General features: G+C 70.6%; 11 protein-coding genes. 9 read left to right on the top strand and 2 right to left on the bottom strand.

What is annotated here, in order from left to right; translation table 11 throughout:
• Nucleotides 1-1008, bottom strand: coding sequence for a LacI family DNA-binding transcriptional regulator (locus E9232_RS01685; protein WP_309791750.1), 1008 nt, complete (start codon nt 1006-1008; stop codon nt 1-3).
• Nucleotides 1009-1210: 202 nt separating this feature from the next.
• Between E9232_RS01685 and E9232_RS01680 the strand changes: the two genes are divergently transcribed.
• From E9232_RS01680 to E9232_RS01640, 9 genes are all read left to right on the top strand, one after another.
• On the top strand, nt 1211-2554 hold the full coding sequence (locus tag E9232_RS01680) for an ABC transporter substrate-binding protein (RefSeq protein WP_309791749.1): 1344 nt from the start codon (nt 1211-1213) through the stop codon (nt 2552-2554).
• Between the two features lie 2 nt (nt 2555-2556).
• A complete protein-coding gene (locus E9232_RS01675; RefSeq protein WP_309791748.1) occupies nt 2557-3501 on the top strand; it encodes a carbohydrate ABC transporter permease in 945 nt (314 codons plus the stop codon).
• On the top strand, nt 3494-4318 hold the full coding sequence (locus tag E9232_RS01670; protein ID WP_309791747.1) for a carbohydrate ABC transporter permease: 825 nt from the start codon (nt 3494-3496) through the stop codon (nt 4316-4318). Before E9232_RS01675 ends, E9232_RS01670 begins: the two co-directional genes overlap by 8 nt.
• A 17-nt stretch (nt 4319-4335) precedes the next feature.
• Entirely contained in the window at nt 4336-5517 is a 1182-nt protein-coding gene (locus E9232_RS01665) for a glycoside hydrolase family 172 protein (protein ID WP_309791746.1), read from the top strand.
• A gap of 376 nt (nt 5518-5893) precedes the next feature.
• Nucleotides 5894-8113, top strand: a complete 2220-nt coding sequence (locus E9232_RS01660; RefSeq protein WP_309791744.1) for a TonB-dependent siderophore receptor — start codon at nt 5894-5896, stop codon at nt 8111-8113.
• 7 nt (nt 8114-8120) lie between these two features.
• Nucleotides 8121-9029, top strand: coding sequence for an ABC transporter substrate-binding protein (locus E9232_RS01655; protein ID WP_309791743.1), 909 nt, complete (start codon nt 8121-8123; stop codon nt 9027-9029).
• Nucleotides 9022-11016 carry a Fe(3+)-hydroxamate ABC transporter permease FhuB gene (fhuB, locus tag E9232_RS01650; protein WP_309791742.1) on the top strand — a complete coding sequence of 665 codons (1995 nt, stop codon included), beginning with the start codon at nt 9022-9024 and terminating at the stop codon, nt 11014-11016. The genes E9232_RS01655 and fhuB overlap by 8 nt, the downstream gene beginning before the upstream one ends.
• A 31-nt stretch (nt 11017-11047) precedes the next feature.
• Nucleotides 11048-11761, top strand: a complete 714-nt coding sequence (gene fhuF, locus E9232_RS01645; protein WP_309791741.1) for a siderophore-iron reductase FhuF — start codon at nt 11048-11050, stop codon at nt 11759-11761.
• The gene (locus E9232_RS01640) at nt 11758-12594 is read left to right on the top strand and encodes an ATP-binding cassette domain-containing protein (protein ID WP_309791740.1); all 837 of its coding nucleotides are present in this window, start codon (nt 11758-11760) and stop codon (nt 12592-12594) included. Before fhuF ends, E9232_RS01640 begins: the two co-directional genes overlap by 4 nt.
• Nucleotides 12595-12644: 50 nt before the next feature.
• On the opposite strand, the gene E9232_RS01635 is transcribed toward E9232_RS01640, so the two are convergent.
• On the bottom strand, nt 12645-16715 hold the full coding sequence (locus E9232_RS01635) for a non-ribosomal peptide synthetase (protein ID WP_309791739.1): 4071 nt from the start codon (nt 16713-16715) through the stop codon (nt 12645-12647).
• Nucleotides 16716-16717: the final 2 nt, after the last annotated feature.

Below are 16717 nucleotides of genomic sequence, written 5' to 3'. Positions count from 1 at the left end.
TCAGCCGATCACCCGGCAGGAATCGCGCACCACCAGCTGGGGCGCGAACCGGGCCCGCACCGGTTCGGCGGGCGATGTGCCGTCGAGCCGGGCCAGCAGGCATTCCACCGCCTTGAGCCCGATCTCCTTGACCGGCTGGACCACGGTGGTCAGCCGCGGCGAGAAGGCGGTGCTCCATTCGAAATCGTCGATGCCGGCGACCGAGACGTCCTTCGGGCAGCGAAAGCCCTGGTCGGCGATGGCCCGCATCACCCCGATCGTCGTCAGGTTGCTGGTCGAGAAGACCGCGGTCGGCCGCGGCCGGCGATGCAGCAGCGCCGCCGTCGCGTCGTAGGCCGCGTCGATCCGGAAGTCGCCGCAGGCGACGAGGTCCTCGCGGAAGCCGACGCCGTTCTCCGCCAGCGCCTGGCGGTAGCCCTCGAAGCGCTCGGTCGAGATCGAGATCCCCGGGCGGCCGGTGACGATGCCGATGCGGCGGTGCCCGCTGCGGATCAGGTACTCGACCGCCATGCGGCTGGCGGCGCGGTTGTCGAGCGTGACCGAATCGAAATCGAGCCCCTGCAGGGTGCGGTCGACCAGCACTGCCGGCATGGTGACGATGCGCCGGATCGCCTCGGCATTGCCGGGTTCGACCCCGCTGAGCACCAGGATCAGGCCGGCGGCGCGCTGGGTCCGCATCAGCTGCAGGTGCCGCAGCTCCTTCTCCGGATCATCCGCCGTGGAGCACAGCACCAGCATGTAGCCGGCGGCGTCGCACGCCACCTCGATCGCCGCCGCCAGCGCCGCGAACAACGGGTTGGTGATGTCGGGGATAACCAGGCCGATGGTGCGGGTGCGGCCCGTCTTGAGGCTGCGGGCCACCCCGTCGGGGGCGTAGCCCAGCTCCTCGATCGCCGCCGTCACCCGCTGCCGCAGCGTGGCGCTGACCGGGGCCGTCCGGTTGACCACGGCCGAGACCGAACCGATCGAGACGCCGGCCCGGTTCGCCACATCGCGGAGTGTCGCCATTGTGCCCGAGCGAAGTTGCCAAGCTGGAAATCGGATGATAGCCTATCTGAAACGTTTCAAACAAGAAGTGTCGGCCGAATTCAGCGTGCATGGATCGACCGATTCACAGCGATATCGCCAATTCCGCCGGATCGGCTGAAAGGTTTCGACCTTGCCGACCATGGCTGACGCAGCATCGCGTCGCGATAAGGGGAGGACCGTCATGACCACCCGTGGTTCCCGCAGCGAGAGCCTTGCGCCTCTGACCCGCCGCCGGCTGCTGGCGGCGAGCGGCAGCCTGATGGCGATGCCGTACATCTCCCGGGCGCAGGCCCAGGACGCGCCGCTGAAGTTCTGGCAGTTCTACGCCCCCGGCGGCGCCGTGCCCGGTCAGGTCCAGTGGTTCCAAGACACGGTCAAGGGCTGGAACGACAGCCAGGACGTCAAGGTCGAACTCGAATACATCCCGACCTCGCAATACATCAACGGCACCAAGCTGCAGACCGCCTTCGCCGCCGGCGAAGGGCCGGACGTCTTCCTGATCAGCCCGGGCGACTTCCTGCGCTACTACAATGGCGGGGCGCTGCTGGACCTCGCGCCCTATGTCGCGGCGGAGGCGCGCGCCGACTACTACGACAACGCCATCGCCACCCGGCTGGTCGGCCAGAGCCTGTACGGCCTGCCGATGGAGGTCGAGCCGATGGCGATCTACTACAGCGTCAAGGCCTTCAAGGAGGCCGGGATCGGCGAGGCCGACATCCCGAAGACCTGGGACCAGCTGCTCGAGGTGGCGAAGAAGCTGACCACCGACCAGCGCTTCGGCATCCTGTTCGAGACCAACCCCGGCTACTACCAGAACTTCACCTGGTACCCGTTCCTGTGGCAGGGCGGCGGCGAGATCGTCGGCCCGGACGGCAAGAGCGGCTTCAACTCCGACGCCGCCAAGGCCGCGCTGAAGCTGTGGCAGGACGCGGTCAAGCAGGGCGTCGCCCCGCGCAAGCCGCTGGGCTACGGCGCCAACGACATCGCCGCCAATCTCGGCTCCGGCTTCTGCGCCATGCAGAATGTCGGGATCTGGGGCATCAGCGCCCTGCGCAACGCCGACCCGAATTTCGAATATGGCGTGTTCAAGCTGCCGACCCCGCCCGGTGGCACCGACCGGACTGTGGCCGGCGGCTGGGCCTTCGTCGCCAATGCCAATGGCCGCAACCCGGAGGCGGCGGGCCGGTTCTGCGCCTGGGCGCTGGGGTCGATGGACTCAGGATCGGTGCAGCGCGTCGCCGATTGGTGCACCAAGGCCAAGAGCGACATGCCGCCGCGCAAATCCGCCTTCGCCCTGCCCGCCTCCACCGCGGCCTATGGCGCCGGCGCCATGAAGACCTTCGCCGAGCAGGTGTTCCCCGGCGCCCGGGGCGAACCGCGGGTGCCGCCACAGGTCTACAAGGCGATCTCGGACGCTATCCAGGCCTGCCAGCTCAACGGCGAGGATCCCGGCAAGCGGGCGGAGATGGCGGCGCAGCAGATCGACACCTTCCTCGCCGGCTACACCGGCGCGCCGATCGTATGAGCATGACCTCCGGCACGGCGATCCAGGACGGAACAGCGGCGCCCAGGCCGCGCCGCCGGCTGTCGGCCCGGCACCGGGAATGGATCGCCGGCTACCTCTTCATCCTGCCCGACGCGCTGGGCCTGCTGCTGTTCGTCGGCGCGCCGATGCTGCTGTCGCTCAGCCTCGGCTTCTTCGAGGTCAGCGGCTTCGGCGGCTACCGCTTCGTCGGCCTGGCCAACTACCGCCGCATGGCCGCCGACCCGCTGTTCCTCGAGAGCCTCCGCATCACCCTGGCCTATGTCGCGATGCTGGTGCCGGGCCTCTACGTCTCCGGCCTGGGCCTGGCCCTGCTGGTGCACCGCCGAACGCGCTTCGCCGGCCTGTTCCGCACCCTGTTCTTCATGCCGCACATGGTCAGCCTGGTGGTGGTCGGGCTGATCTGGCAGGTGCTGCTGATCGACAAGATCGGCGTGGTCAGCCGCCTGTCCGCCGCCCTCGGCCTCGGCGGTCTGTCCTGGCTGGGCGACCCCGACCTGGCGCTGTTCGCCATCGTCGGGATCAGCGTGTGGTTCCTGATGGGCTACTACATGCTGATCTTCCTGTCCGGGCTGCAGGACATCCCGCGCGAGTACCACGACGCGGCGCGGATCGACGGCGCCGGCCCGGTCGCGGCCTTCCGCTACATCACGCTGCCGCTGCTGCGGCCGACCAGCTTCTTCGTGCTGCTGGTGTCGACCGTCACCGCGGTCGCCGGCATGCAGACCTTCGACCTGATCTATGTCATGACCAAGGGCGGCCCGGCCAATTCCACCGCGCTGGCGATCTACTACATCTACGAACAGGCCTTCCAGTTCGGCGAGTACGGCTACGCCGCGGCGATGGCGTCGGTGCTGGTCGTCATCCTGCTGGCGCTCACTGGCCTGCTGTTCCTGCTGACCCGCGGCGGGCGCTTCAATTATGACTGACGCCCGCTCCGTCCGCCCGATGGGCGCGATCCTGTTCCTGTGCTCCGCCATGCTGGCGCTGATGGCCATCGTGCCACTGCTGTGGATGGTCTCGATCGCCTTCAAGGGACCGGACGAGGTGTTCAGCACCGCGCTGGTGCCCGCGCGGCCGACGCTGGAGAACTTCCTCTACGTCTTCACCGAGGTCGACTTCTTCCGCTTCCTGCTGAACACGCTGGCCGTCGCCGGCACGGTGACGCTGGTGGCCCTGCTGTTCCACTCCATGGCCGGCTACGCCTTGGCCCGGCTGCGCTTCCCCGGGCGCGAGGTGATCTTCCTCGGGATGTTCTCGACCTTCCTGATCTCGCTGCCGGTGATCATCGTGCCGCTGTTCATCCTGGTGCGGCAGCTGGGCCTGGTGAACAGCTATGCCGGGCTGATCATCCCGGCGATCTTCAACGCCTTCGGCATATTCCTGCTGCGCCAGTTCTACCTGAACGTGCCGCGCGAGCTGGAAGAGGCCGCCTTCATCGACGGCGCCGGCCACTGGCGGGTCTATTGGAGCATCGTGCTGCCGCTCTCGCGTCCGATCCTGTCGGCCCTGGCGATCTTCTTCTTCCTGGCCAATTGGAACGCCTTCCTGTGGCCGCTGACCATCACCAGCGACCCCAGATTGTGGGTGGTTCAGGTCGCGGTCGCCGGCTTCCAGGCCCAGTACTCCGCCTCCTGGAACTACATCATGGCGGCCTCCACCATCGTGGCGCTGCCGACCCTGCTGCTGTTCGCCGTGTTCCAGCGCCAGATCGTCGAATCCATCAAGACCGGCGGGCTGAAATAGCCGCCGCTGCGGAAGGAATGACCATGCAGAGCAATGCCGGGCTGTCACCCCTGCGCGGCCTCGCCAAGCTGCGCGACGCCAGGACCAGGCGCTTCTCCAGCTACGACCGCACCGGCGGCAACGACGATCGGCTGCATGTCGCGCCGGGCGAGACGGTGACGATCGCGGAGACGGCGGGGGCCGGTATCGTCACCCACATCTGGGTCACCATCAACTGCGCCAGCCGCCACGCGCTGCGCAAGATCGTGCTGCGGGCCTGGTGGGACGGCGAGGCCGAGCCCAGCATCGAATGCCCGATCGGCGATTTCTTCGGCATGGGCCACGGCCAGACCCGCAACTTCGCCAGCCTGCCGCTGCAGGCCAGCCCGCAGGATGGCCGCGCCCTGAACTGCTACTTCCCGATGCCCTTCGCCGCCGGCATGCGCTTCGCCGTGACCAACGAGGCCGAGCACGAGTTGCTGTTCTACTACTACATCGACCTCGAGCTGCACGACGCGCTGGAGGACGGGCTGGGCCGCTTCCACGCCCAGTGGCGCCGCGCCGCGCCGCAGCCCTTCAACGAGGGCGGCCTGACCAATGAGGAGGTGCTGTTCGGCGGCACCAACACCGACGGCGCGAAGAACCACACCATCCTCGACGCCGCCGGCCACGGCCACTATGTCGGCTGCCTGCTGAGCGTCTATTCGCTGCGCCGGTCGCGGGAGTGGGACTGGTACGGCGAGGGCGACGACATGATCTTCGTCGACGGCGAGCCGGGCCTGACCGTGCCCGATGCCGGCCGCAAGCGTCAGATCGCGGCGGAGCCGGACCAGCCCGTCATCGCCGACCGGCCGGAGAGCAGCCCGGGCGCCAACGACGCCTGGCCGCCGACCCTGCACGGCACCGGCACCGAGGACTACTTCAACACCGCCTGGTGCCCGAACCAGGAATATTCCGCGCCCTATCACGGCATCATCGCCGGCGGCGGCCCCAACTGGCAGGAGCCGGTGACGCTGTACCGCTTCCACATCGAGGATCCGGTGGTGTTCAAGCGGTCGATCCGGGTCACGATCGAGCGCGGCCACGCCAACCGGCGCGACGACGAGGTGTCGAGCACCGCCTTCTGGTACCAGGCCGAGCCGCACCGGCCCTTCCCGCCCCTGCCGGTCGCGGCCGACCGCCTGCCGAGCTTCCGCGCGCCCTTCGAGGAGCGCGGCTGAGGCTGCGCCCTCGGAGGAGTCCGGCTGAGGATGCCGGGGCCGTCGGGCGAGGACTCGACCGGCGAGACAGCAGCCCCATCCCTTTGCCGTCATTCCCGCGAAAGCAGGAATCTCTTTCCGGTCAAAGCGTTGCGAGATCCCCGCTTTCGCGGGGCTGATGATTTAGAGGATTCTGAAGAGCCTCGCCACGCGAGAGATGCCACGCACCAGGCCTGCCCTCCGTCCATCAATTTTTGCCGGCATTCATGCTATTTGAGATTGCGAGTCATTATTATTTTCGCTATTGAGCAGCCGAACATTTGAGACCGGGTGCGACGGTTGCCGAGGCGCAGCGTCAGCATCCGCGGATACCAGACCGGAGAAGGGGCGGGGTGGCATGAGTGCTGGACACGGCACGCGTGAGCGCGTGCGGATGCTGTTGACGACGACATTCCTGGTGGCGGTCGGTGGGTCGGCCGTGCCGCAGGCAGAAGCCCAGGAGGCGCCGGCCGCCAGCGACGGCATGGTGCTGGCCCCGATCGTCGTCACCGGCCAGGGCGAGACCGCCACCGGCCCGGTCCAGGGCTTCGTCGCCAAGCGCAGCGCCAGCGCCACCAAGACGGACACGCCGCTGATCGAGACCCCGCAGTCGATCTCGATCGTCACCAAGGACCAGATCGAGGCCACCGACGCCGAGACCCTGTCCCAGGCGCTGGCCTACACGCCCGGCATCACCTTCCAGTCCGGCGCCTACAGCCGGCTGAATGACGACTTCATGATTCGCGGCTTCAACGTGGCCGCCGGCGGATCCGGCATGCTGCGCGACGGCCTGCGGTTGCAGTCGAACGTCTATGACGGCAACCAGGAGCCCTATGGCCTGGAACGCGTGGATGTGCTGCGCGGCCCCTCCTCCGTCCTCTACGGCCAGCTCAGCCCGGGCGGCGTGGTCAACGCCATCAGCAAGCAGCCGACCGACGTGCCGTTCCATGAGCTGAACGCCGAATACGGCACCTACGGCCGCACCCAGTTCTCGGGCGACACCGGCGGCCCGATCGACGACAACGGCATGCTGTCCTACCGGCTGACCGGGCTGTGGCGTGATTCGGGGAATTCGGTCGATCACGTCCCGGACGACAAGTTCTACATCGCCCCGGCGTTCACGTTCCGGCCGTCGGACGCGACCACGATCACCTTCCTGAGCGACTATCAGGAGATCTACACCCGCTTCGCCCCGCCGATGCCCTATAATGATCTGCGCAACGACCGGGTTCCGCGCGATCTGTTCATCGGCCAGCAGGGCTACGACAAGTATTATAGCGAAAGCTACACGCTCGGTTACCAGTTCGAGCACAAATTCAACGACAGCCTGATTCTTCGCAACTCTCTGCGCTACTTCCATGCCGACGTGGCGTGGGACTATCTGAGCTACGGAAAGCTTCGGGACGACAATTCCCTGATCCGGGGCGTGGTCAATCGCAACGAGGTGTCGAACGGGTTCACCACCGACACCTCGCTGGAAGCCAAGGTCGAGACCGGGCCGGTCCAGCACACGCTCCTGGCCGGCATCGACACCTATGGCGTCAGCTACGACACCGATCGTCTCGGCGGTTCGGTCGCCCCGCTCGGCGACATCTACGACCCGGTCTATGACGCGCACGTCAACGTCAACACCAACAATACCGGTTTCAAGAACTCCGGGTCGCAGGTCGGCGTCTATGTCCAGGATCAGATGAAGATCTATGACAAGCTGATCCTGGTGCTGGGCGGCCGCTACGACTGGGCCGATTCCTACAACACCAGCTATCGCAATCAGGCGACGCTCGACTTCCTGGGCATCGACCGGAAGCAGAGCCGCTCGGACAGCGCCTTCACCGGCCGCGTCGGGCTGCTCTACCTGTTCGACAACGGCTTTGCGCCCTATGCCAGCTTCAGCCAGTCCTTCCAGCCGACGGCGCTGAATGCCGGCGTCAGCCAGGATGGGAAGCAGTTCGAGCCGACCAAGGCCGACCAGTACGAGGTCGGCCTGCGCTACCAGCCGGCCGGCGAGAACTTGACGCTCAGCGGCGCCCTGTTCCGGATCAACCAGAACCACGTCCTGACCGCCGACCCGAGCGACCCGACCGGAACCTATTCGATCCAGACCGGCGAAGTGCGCTCGCAAGGCATCGAGCTAGAGGCGAGAGCCAGCATCGGCGCTCTCAACCTCGTCGCCGCCTACTCCTACACCGACGCTCGCAACGAGAAGGGCGACCTGGAGGGCGAGCGTCTCGCCCTGGTGCCGTACCACAACGTCGCCGTGTGGGCCGATTACAAGCTGGACGATCTCGGCATCAAGGGCCTGACGGTCGGCGCCGGGCTGCAGTATCTGAGCTCGACCAACCTTCCGGGGTTCGATGCCAACGACGAGAAGATAGACAAGGATGTGCCCGGCCACCTGGTGGCCGACGCCATGATCGCCTACGACTTCGGCGCGATCGACGAGCGCCTGACCGGCACCACGCTGCAGGTCAATGCCAAGAACCTGTTCGACAACGAATACATGACCTGCGTCGACATCACCGGCTGCCGCTATGGCGAACCCTTCACGCTGTCGGCCAAGCTGGGCTACCGCTGGTGATCCCCTGATGCTGGGCCGGCGCGCGTTCCTGGGCGGGTTCGGGCTGGCGCTTGCCGGCCCGGCCCGCGCGCGCGCGCAGGGTTCCGGCGTCACCGGTCCGGCCGCGCGCCGGGTCGCGTGCCTCGACCTGCTGCTGACCGAGACGCTGCTGACGCTCGGCGTCACGCCCGCCGCGGTCGGCAACATCCCGCTCTATCAGCGGCTGGTGGCCGAGCCGGTACTGCCGGACGGCGTGCCGGATCTGGGGCCGCTGCAGGAACCCAATCTCGAACTGCTGCAGCAGCTGCGGCCGGACCTGATCCTGGCCCCGTCCTGGGCCGAGGTCGGTTCGAATGACATCGAACGCATCGCCCCGGTGGCCTGGCTGCCGACTTTCTCCACCCAGAAGCCGGCGCTGGAGCACGCCCGATCCCTGCTGGCCCAGGTGGCGGCGATGACGGGGCGCGACGCCGAAGCGCAGGCTTGGTCCGCTCGCGCCGACGCCGCCCTGGCCGAGGCCCGGCAGGCCCTGGCGCCCTTCGCCGACCGGCCGGTCTATGTCGTCCGCTTCATGGAGGACGGCCGCCACGCCGCGATCTTCGGCGGCAACGGCATGATCGGCGACGTGCTGGCCCGGCTGGGCCTGACCAATGCCTGGACCGGGCGGACCAATGTCTGGGGCACCACCTCGATCGGCATCGAGCAGCTGGCCGGGAACCCCGAGGCCCGGCTGATCCATTTCAACCGCGGCGCCGAGACCGACCGCGCCCTGCGGCAACTGGCCGGCAGCCCGCTGTGGCAGGCGCTGCCCGCGGTGCGCCAGGGGCGGGTGATCGAGACCCCGGTGGTCTATCCCAATGGCGGCCTGTCCTCGGCCGCGCGCTTCGCCGGGCAGCTGGCCCGGGCCGTGCCGGCGCATGAGGCCGCCCGTGGCTGACGCGGCGCTGTCCCGGTCGGCCGCGCCGCAGCGCCCGGCCCTGCTGGCGGGGCTGGTGCTGGCCGCCGCCCTCGCCCTGTTCCTGCACCATCTGGCCGCGCTGCTGCCCTCCGGCCAATGGTGGCAGGCCCTGACCGCCCCGGCCGACACCGACATGCCGCAGATGCTGGCGCATTACAGCCTGCTGCCGCGGCTGGCCGTCGGCCTGCTGGCCGGGGCCGCGCTGGGCCTGGCCGGCGTGCTGTTCCAGCAGGTGCTGCGCAACCCGCTGGCCGAACCCGGGACGCTGGGCGTCTTCGCCGGGTCGAAGCTGGCGCTGATCGTCGCCACCCTGTCGGCGCCGGCGCTGCTGGACGTCGGGCAGGAGGTCGTCGCCTTCGCCGGCGGAGCCGCCGCCGTGGCGCTGGTCCTGGTGCTGAGCTGGCGGCACAGGCTGGCGCCGATCGTGGTGATCCTGGCCGGGCTGGTCGTCACCCTGTACCTCGAATCCGGCAGCAAGCTGCTGGTGCTGTTCAACCACCAGGCCCTGACCGATGTGTTCGTGACCCAGGGCGGGTCGCTGAACCAGAACAACTGGGGCGTGGCGCTGACCCTGGCGCCATGGCTGGCGCTGGCGGTGCTGGCCAGCCTGCTGCTGCTGCGGCCGCTGACGCTGCTGGACCTCGACGAGGAGGGCGCGCGCAGCGTCGGCGTCTCCCTGGCCACCGCCCGGCTGCTGGGGATCGCCGTGGCCGTGCTGCTGAGCGCGGTCACCGCCGCCACCGCCGGCCCGATCGGCTTCATCGGCCTGGGCGGCCCGGTGATCGCCCGCATCCTAGGCGCCCGGCGCCTGCGCGACCGCCTGCTGTGGGGGCCGCTGCTGTCGGCCGGGCTGCTGGCCCTGACCGACCAGGCGGTGCAGCTGGTCGACGCGGCGGGCGCCATCCCGACCGGCGCCGTCACCGCCATCCTCGGCGCCCCGATCCTGCTGTGGCTGCTGCGCCGGCTGCGCCCGGCCGGCGAGGCGGTGCGGGAGCGGCCGGCCCTGTTCACCAGCCGGCAGGACCGCCCCTGGCTGTGGATCGCCGGAACCCTGCTGCTGCTCGGCCTGGTGGCCTGGGCCGCCCTGGCCTTCGGCCGCGCGCCGGACGGCTGGCACTGGAGCATGGGCGGCGAGCTGGAGGCCCTGCTGCCCTGGCGGGCGCCGCGCGTCGCAGCGGCAGTCGGCGCGGGCTTCATGCTGGCCATGGCCGGCGTGCTGCTGCAGCGCCTGACCGGCAACGCCCTGGCCAGCCCCGAGCTGCTCGGCACCTCGTCCGGCGCGACGCTGGCCCTGATTGTCGCGGCCATGGTGGTGCCGGGCCTCGACCGGCCGATGCTGATCCTGGTCGCCGGCGCCGGCGCCCTGCTGGCCCTGGTCGCCATCCTGTCCTTCGGCCGGCGTTCGGCCCTGTCGTCGGAGCACATGCTGCTGGCCGGCATGGCGCTGACCACCGTCGCGTGGTCGTTCATGGCCGTGCTGCTGTTCAGCGGCGACCCGCGCACCGCCATCCTGCTCGGCTGGTTGTCGGGGTCGACCTACGGGATCTCGGGCGGGGATGCCGCGATCACCTGCGGCCTGGCCGCCGCTGCGGCGCTGATGGTGCCGCTGGCCGCGCGCTGGCTGGCGATCCTGCCGCTCGGCGCCTCGACCAGCGTCGCGCTGGGGCTGGCGCTGACCCGCAGCCGGCTGGTCGTGCTGCTGCTGACCGCCGCGCTGACCGCCGGCGCCACGCTGACCGTCGGCCCCTTGAGCTTCGTCGGCCTGATGGCGCCGCACATCGTCCGCATGCTGGGCGTGCAGCGGCCGCTGCCGCAGATCTACGCCGCCGGGCTGCTCGGCGCCGTGCTGATGGTGCTGGCCGACTGGCTGGGCCGCAGCGTCGCCTTCCCCTGGCAAGTGCCAGCCGGCCTGGTCGCGACCGTGATCGGCGGCAGCTATTTCATCTGGCTGATGCAGCGGCGATGAGCAGGCCATCCCTCCAGCCGGGACGCGGCGCATGATCCCCGCTTTGGCCCCGATCTTCGCCGGCGAGCTCGCCCCCTTCGCCGACCGGCTGGTGCTGGCAGACGACCCGCGCGAGGCGATGCCGGGTGCGGATTTGCTCGACCCCGGCGTGCTCGACGGCATCCTGGCGCGCTTCGCCACCCGCTATGCGGCGCCGGAGCCGCGGGCGGTGGCCTCGCTGTGGGCCAAGTGGCACTTCTGGTCGCTGCTGACGCCGGTGGTGGCCGCCAGCCTGGTGCTGGACCACGGCCTGCCGACCGGCCTGGACGAGGTCGGCATCATCCAGGAGCCGGATGGCCGCACCGTCGGCTTCCGGCTGCGCCATGGCGGGCAGCCGATCGATCCTGCCGATCCGTTCGAACGCTTCGGCGCGGTGATCGATGGCCACGTCGCGCCGCTGATCCAGGCGCTGGCCGGGCGCAGCGGCATCGCGCCCAAGGTGCTGTGGAGCAATGTCGGCAACATGCTCGAAAGCCTGCTGCGCGACATCGAGGCGGCCGGCGTGCCCTGCTCCGCCCATGGCGACGCGCTGCTGGCCAGCCGCGACTGGCCGGGGCGCCCGGCCAACCCGCTGTTCCAGCCCGTCCGCTATGTCGAGAGCGGCGGCCAGACCCGGCGGCGGCGGCGCGTCTGCTGCCTGCGCTACCTGATTCCGGAGCTGGACCTCTGTTCGACCTGTCCGCTCGTCAAAGCGAGGCCCGCATGAACCACACAGCCCCCCGAGTCGAGGCGACCGAGGTGCCCCGGACGCGCCCAGAGGCTTCGCCGCCGATGTTCGAGCTGTCGCAGATCGCCTTCGCCGTGGCCGACCGCCAGTTGCTGCAGCCGCTGGACCTGACCCTGGCGCCGCGCCGCGTCACCGGGCTGATCGGCCACAACGGCTCGGGCAAGTCGACCCTGCTCAAGATCCTGGCGCGGCAGCAGCCGCCGACCGCAGGCACCGTCCACTTCGAAGGCCAGGCGCTGCGCGACTGGGGCGACCGCGCCTTCGCCCGCAAGGTGGCCTACCTGCCGCAGCAGACCCCGCCGGCCTCCGGCCTGCTGGTGAAGGAGCTGGTGGCGCTGGGCCGCTATCCCTGGCACGGGGCGCTGGGCCGCTTCGGCGCCGCCGACCGGGCCAAGGTGGCCGAGGCGATCGAGCTGACCGACATCGCCCCCTTCGCCGACCGGCTGGTCGACACCCTGTCGGGCGGCGAGCGCCAGCGCGTCTGGCTGGCCATGCTGGTGGCCCAGGACGCGGAATGCCTGCTGCTGGACGAGCCGATCTCGGCCCTCGACGTGGCTCATCAGATCGAGGTGCTGTCGCTGGTCCACCGGCTGAGCCAGAGCAAGGGGCTCGGCGTCGTGGTGGTGCTGCACGACATCAATATGGCGGCGCGGTTCTGCGACGACATCATCGCGCTGCATTCCGGCCGGCTGATCGCCCGCGGCGCACCGGAGGCGATCATGCAGCCGGACCAGCTGCAGGCGATCTACGGCATCCCGATGGGCATCCTGGCCAACCCCGCCGGCGGCCCGCCGATCAGCTACGTCCAATAAAGCAGACCGTCTGAGCGACGGGAGGGGCAGCCCCCTCCCGCTTCGCCCCTCTACTGGGCCGCGACCGCGACGGCGGCGCTGTCGGCCTGGCGCATCGCGTCCCTGACACCGGCCTGGAAGCCGGCGTCGTGGATGATGTCGAGATGCTTGGCGCCCGGCACCAGGGCCAGCTCCGCCACCGGCGCCAGCGCGCTCCAGTCGCGCAGCTGCTCCGGCCGGCCCAGCGAATCCTCCGCCTGCCAGACATGGACCGGCAGCCCGAGCGGCCGGTACCGGTAGCGCGCCGCGCGCAGCCGCTTGTCCAGCGTCGCCCACAGCTCGAACTCGCGCGACAGCAGGTCGGGCCCGTCGACCGGCAGCGCGTCGCCATGGGCCAGGACATAGTCGTCCAGCGCCGCGCGCTCGGCCTCGTCCATCAGCGCGAACAACGGGCGCCACTGCGCCGCCATCTGCGACCGGCCCAGCCACTGCTCCAGCAGGGCCGCGGCCCGCTCGCGCTCCTCCGGCGTCCGATCGCGCTCGGCGCGGAAATCGACGGATTCGAAGACGTCGACCATGCCGAGGAAATCGATCCGCACCCGCCCCGCCAGGCGATGCGCGGTCTCGAAGGCGAGGTCGCCGCCGGAGGACCAGCCGAGCAGGGCGCAGCGCCCGCCGGTGGCGGTGCGCTCGATATGGGCCGCGAACTCCTCGGCCAGCGCCGCCATGTCGTAGCCGCGCCAGCGCTGCGCGGTGTAGACGTGGCTGACGAAGCCGGTCACCGGCCGGTCGCCGCCCAGCGCCGCGACCATCGAGGCGAATTCGGTCGAGTTCACGATCAGCCCGGGGATGCAGTACAGCGGCACCCCGGCACCGTCGCGCTGGAGATGGACCACATCCGGCCCGGTCGGCTCGGCCGGCGCGATCCGCGCCGCCAAGGCGGCCAGGCTGCCCGCGTTCAGGATGTCGGCCAGGGACAGGGCCTTGCCCCCGGGCAGCCCCTGCTTGCGGATCCGCGCCAGCAGTTTGAGGCTGAGGATCGAATCCCCGCCCAGGGCGAAGAAATTGTCGTCGCGGCCGATCGCATCGGTGCCCAGCAGGGCGGCCCAGATCGCGGCCAGCGCCACCTCGGTGTCGCCCCGCGGCGGATCGCCGGCGGCCTTCGCCACCACCGGCGCCGGCAACGCCCGGCGGTCGAGCTTGCCGTTGGCGGTGACGGGCAGGGCATCCAGCCGCATGAAAGCGGCCGGCACCATGTAGTCGGGCAGCAGGGCGCCCAGCCGGGCCTTGACCGCGTCCAGGTCGAAGCCGGCCGGCGCCGCGACATAGGCCACCAGCTGCAGCCGTCCGTCCTCGGCGGCCAGGGCGACCACCGCCGCGTCGGCGATGCCGTCGAGGCCGCGCAGCGCCGTCGCCACCTCGCCCGGCTCGACCCGGTAGCCGCGGATCTTCACCTGGTCGTCGACCCGGCCGAGGAATTCGAGGCTGCCGTCGCGCAGGCGCCGGACCCGGTCGCCGGTGCGGTACAGCCGGGCGCCGGGCGCGCCGAAGGGATCGGGCACGAAGCGCTCCGCCGTCTGCGCCGCGCGGCCGAGATAGCCACGGGCCACGCCGGGACCGCCGAGATACAGCTCGCCCGCAGCACCCGCCGGCACCGGATTGAGATAGTCATCCAGCACATGGGCCGAGGCGTCCGGCAGCGGCGCGCCGATCGGCAGCGTGCCGGCGGCGCGCGAGGCCTCGGAGGCCGGCTGGCACAGGGCGCCCACCGTGGTCTCGGTCGGGCCGTAATGGTTGAGCACGCGGCAGCCCGGCGCCAGCGCCTGGATCCGGTCGAGCAGCGGCCAGCTGGTGGCCTCGCCGCCCAGCACCAGCGTGTGGGCCGGCAGCGCATCCTGCGGCCGGCGCGCCTGCAGCAGGGCCTGGAGATGGCTGGGCACGATCTTCAGCACGTCGATGCGCTGCGCCGCGACATACTCGGCGAAGCGGTCGGGGTCGAAGGTGCGCGCCGGGTCGATCAGGTGCAGCTCACCGCCGCCATACAGCGCCCCGAACAGCACGGTGTTGCCGAGATCGGCGGCGACGGTCGAGACCATCGCCATGCGGGTACCCTCGGGCAGCCCCAGGCGCCGCAGCACGCCGCGGGTGTAGTCCGCCATGGCGCCGCGGGTGACCACCACCCCCTTGGGCTTGCCGGTGGAGCCGGAGGTGTAGATCAGATAGGCCGCCTGGTCGGGCACCGCCTCGGGCAACGGGATGGTGGAAACGACCTCCTCATCCCGATCGTCCAGCGACAGGCGCAGCACCTCGCAGCCGAAGCTTTCCAGCGTGTCGGCGTCGACCAGCAGCCAGCGGGCGCCGCTGTCGGCCACCAGCTCGGCCCGGCGCTCGGCCGGCGCCGCCGGGTCCAGCGGCAGGTAGGCCGCGCCGGCCTTGAGCACGGCGAGCAGGCCCAGCACCCATTCCGGGGTGCGCCCCATCTGCAGCGCGACCCGGTCCTCAGGGCCGACGCCATGGGCGATCAGCCGCCGCGCCAGGCGGTCGGAGACCTGGTCGAGCTGTGCCCGGGAGACGCTGCGCTCCTCATGCCGGACGGCGACCGCCTCCGGCCGCGCCGCAGCGTGACTCCGCCAGGCCGCGACCAGATCCACCGGCGGCTCGGCACTCGCCGGACCGAAGGCGGTGGCCGGCACCGGCGCCAGCGGCAGGTCGGCCAGGCGTCGCTCCGGCGCCGCGGTGACGGCCTCGGCGAGGGCGGTGAAATCCGCCGCCAGCCGCGCGATCGTGCCAGCGTCGAAGACATCGGTGGTGTAGGCCAGCAGCGCGTCGATGCCGTCGGGCCGGTCGGTATAGTCGAGGCTGAGATCGAAATGCGCGGCGCCGCTGCTGAGGCCGTGCAGCGCCATGCCGAGCCCGGCGAAACCCGCACTGCCCGACTGGTCGGCCTGCTCGGTGCACTTCACCTGGAACAGCGGGTGCACCCCGGCCTGGCGCGGCGGAGCCAGCACCTCGATCACCGCGTCGAACGGCACGTCGGCATGGGCCTCGGCGGTCAGCACGCCCTCGCGCACCCGGTCCAGCAGCGCGACGAAGCTGCGGCGCTGATCCAGCACCGTGCGCAGCACCACCAGATTGGTGAAGTAGCCGATCATCGGATGGGTCTCGGCCCGCCGGCGATTGGCCAGCGGCGTGCCGATGCGGATGTCGTCGCCACCGCCATGCCGCGCCAGCAGCAGCTTGAGCACCGCCAGCATGACCATGAAGGTCGAGGCGCCGTGCCGGCGGGCCAGGCCGCGCAGGGCATCGGCCAGCGGCTTGGACAGGCGGAAGGCGTGCGCGGCGCCGGCGTCGCTGCGCTCGGCCGGTCGCGGGCGGTCGAAGGGCAGGTCGAGCGGCGGGTGGCTGTCGCCCAGCGCGGCCTTCCAGTGCCCGATCTGGCGCGCCTCCTCCCCCGCCTCCAGCCAGCCGCGCTGCCAGGCGGCGTGGTCGGGGTACTGCACCTCCAGCGCCGGCAGGCCGGACGGGGCGCCGTCGCGCCGGGCGCCGTAGAGGGCGGCGAGATCGCGGATGATCAGCCCGATCGACCAGCCATCGGCGACGATGTGGTGCAGGGCCAACACCAGCCGGTGGTCGCGGTCGCCCAGGATGTGCAACTCGAGCCGCAGCAGCGGCCCGGCCTCGAGGTCGAAGGGCTGCTGCGCCAAGGCCTGGGCGAAGGCGTCGCTCTCCCCTCGCCCGTCCGCCGAGGCACGCAGGTCGCGCAGCGTCAGCGGCGGCGGCAGCTCGGCGTGGATGCGCTGCACCGGTTGCCCCTCGGAGTCGATGCCGAAGGTGGTACGCAGCGCCTCGTGACGGGCGACCAGGTCACCGACCGCCGCCTGCAGCGCCGCAACGTCGAGGCCGCCGGTCAGCGCCAGGATGCCGGCCATGTTGTAGGCCGGGCTGGCGGGGTCGCGCTGCCAGGTCAGCCATAGCCCGCGCTGGGCATGGGACAGCGGCAGCGCCCCTTCGCGCGGCGCCGGGGGGATCGGCAGTTCGGTGAAATCCACGCCGTGCTCGGCAAGCTTGTCGAGGAAGGCGCGGCGGCGATCCGGCGCCAGCCCGGCGAAACGACGGGCGATCTGCTTGGCATCGACGGTCATGA

Source organism: Inquilinus ginsengisoli, from assembly GCF_031453975.1.
GTDB lineage: Bacteria > Pseudomonadota > Alphaproteobacteria > DSM-16000 > Inquilinaceae > Inquilinus > Inquilinus ginsengisoli_A.
Note: the sequence above shows the minus strand (reverse complement) of the source record. Positions and strands in the feature narration are given on the sequence as shown.

What these genes read in the sequence shown, in the direction of transcription:
- E9232_RS01640 (WP_309791740.1), top strand. Translation starts at nt 11,758, where the DNA reads ATGAACCACACAGCCCCCCGAGTCGAGGCGACCGAGGTGCCCCGGACG.
- E9232_RS01635 (WP_309791739.1), bottom strand. Translation starts at nt 16,715, where the DNA reads ATGACCGTCGATGCCAAGCAGATCGCCCGTCGTTTCGCCGGGCTGGCG.
- E9232_RS01660 (WP_309791744.1), top strand. Translation starts at nt 5,894, where the DNA reads ATGAGTGCTGGACACGGCACGCGTGAGCGCGTGCGGATGCTGTTGACG.
- fhuF (WP_309791741.1), top strand. Translation starts at nt 11,048, where the DNA reads ATGATCCCCGCTTTGGCCCCGATCTTCGCCGGCGAGCTCGCCCCCTTC.
- E9232_RS01680 (WP_309791749.1), top strand. Translation starts at nt 1,211, where the DNA reads ATGACCACCCGTGGTTCCCGCAGCGAGAGCCTTGCGCCTCTGACCCGC.
- E9232_RS01655 (WP_309791743.1), top strand. Translation starts at nt 8,121, where the DNA reads ATGCTGGGCCGGCGCGCGTTCCTGGGCGGGTTCGGGCTGGCGCTTGCC.
- E9232_RS01675 (WP_309791748.1), top strand. Translation starts at nt 2,557, where the DNA reads ATGACCTCCGGCACGGCGATCCAGGACGGAACAGCGGCGCCCAGGCCG.
- E9232_RS01665 (WP_309791746.1), top strand. Translation starts at nt 4,336, where the DNA reads ATGACCATGCAGAGCAATGCCGGGCTGTCACCCCTGCGCGGCCTCGCC.
- E9232_RS01685 (WP_309791750.1), bottom strand. Translation starts at nt 1,008, where the DNA reads ATGGCGACACTCCGCGATGTGGCGAACCGGGCCGGCGTCTCGATCGGT.
- E9232_RS01670 (WP_309791747.1), top strand. Translation starts at nt 3,494, where the DNA reads ATGACTGACGCCCGCTCCGTCCGCCCGATGGGCGCGATCCTGTTCCTG.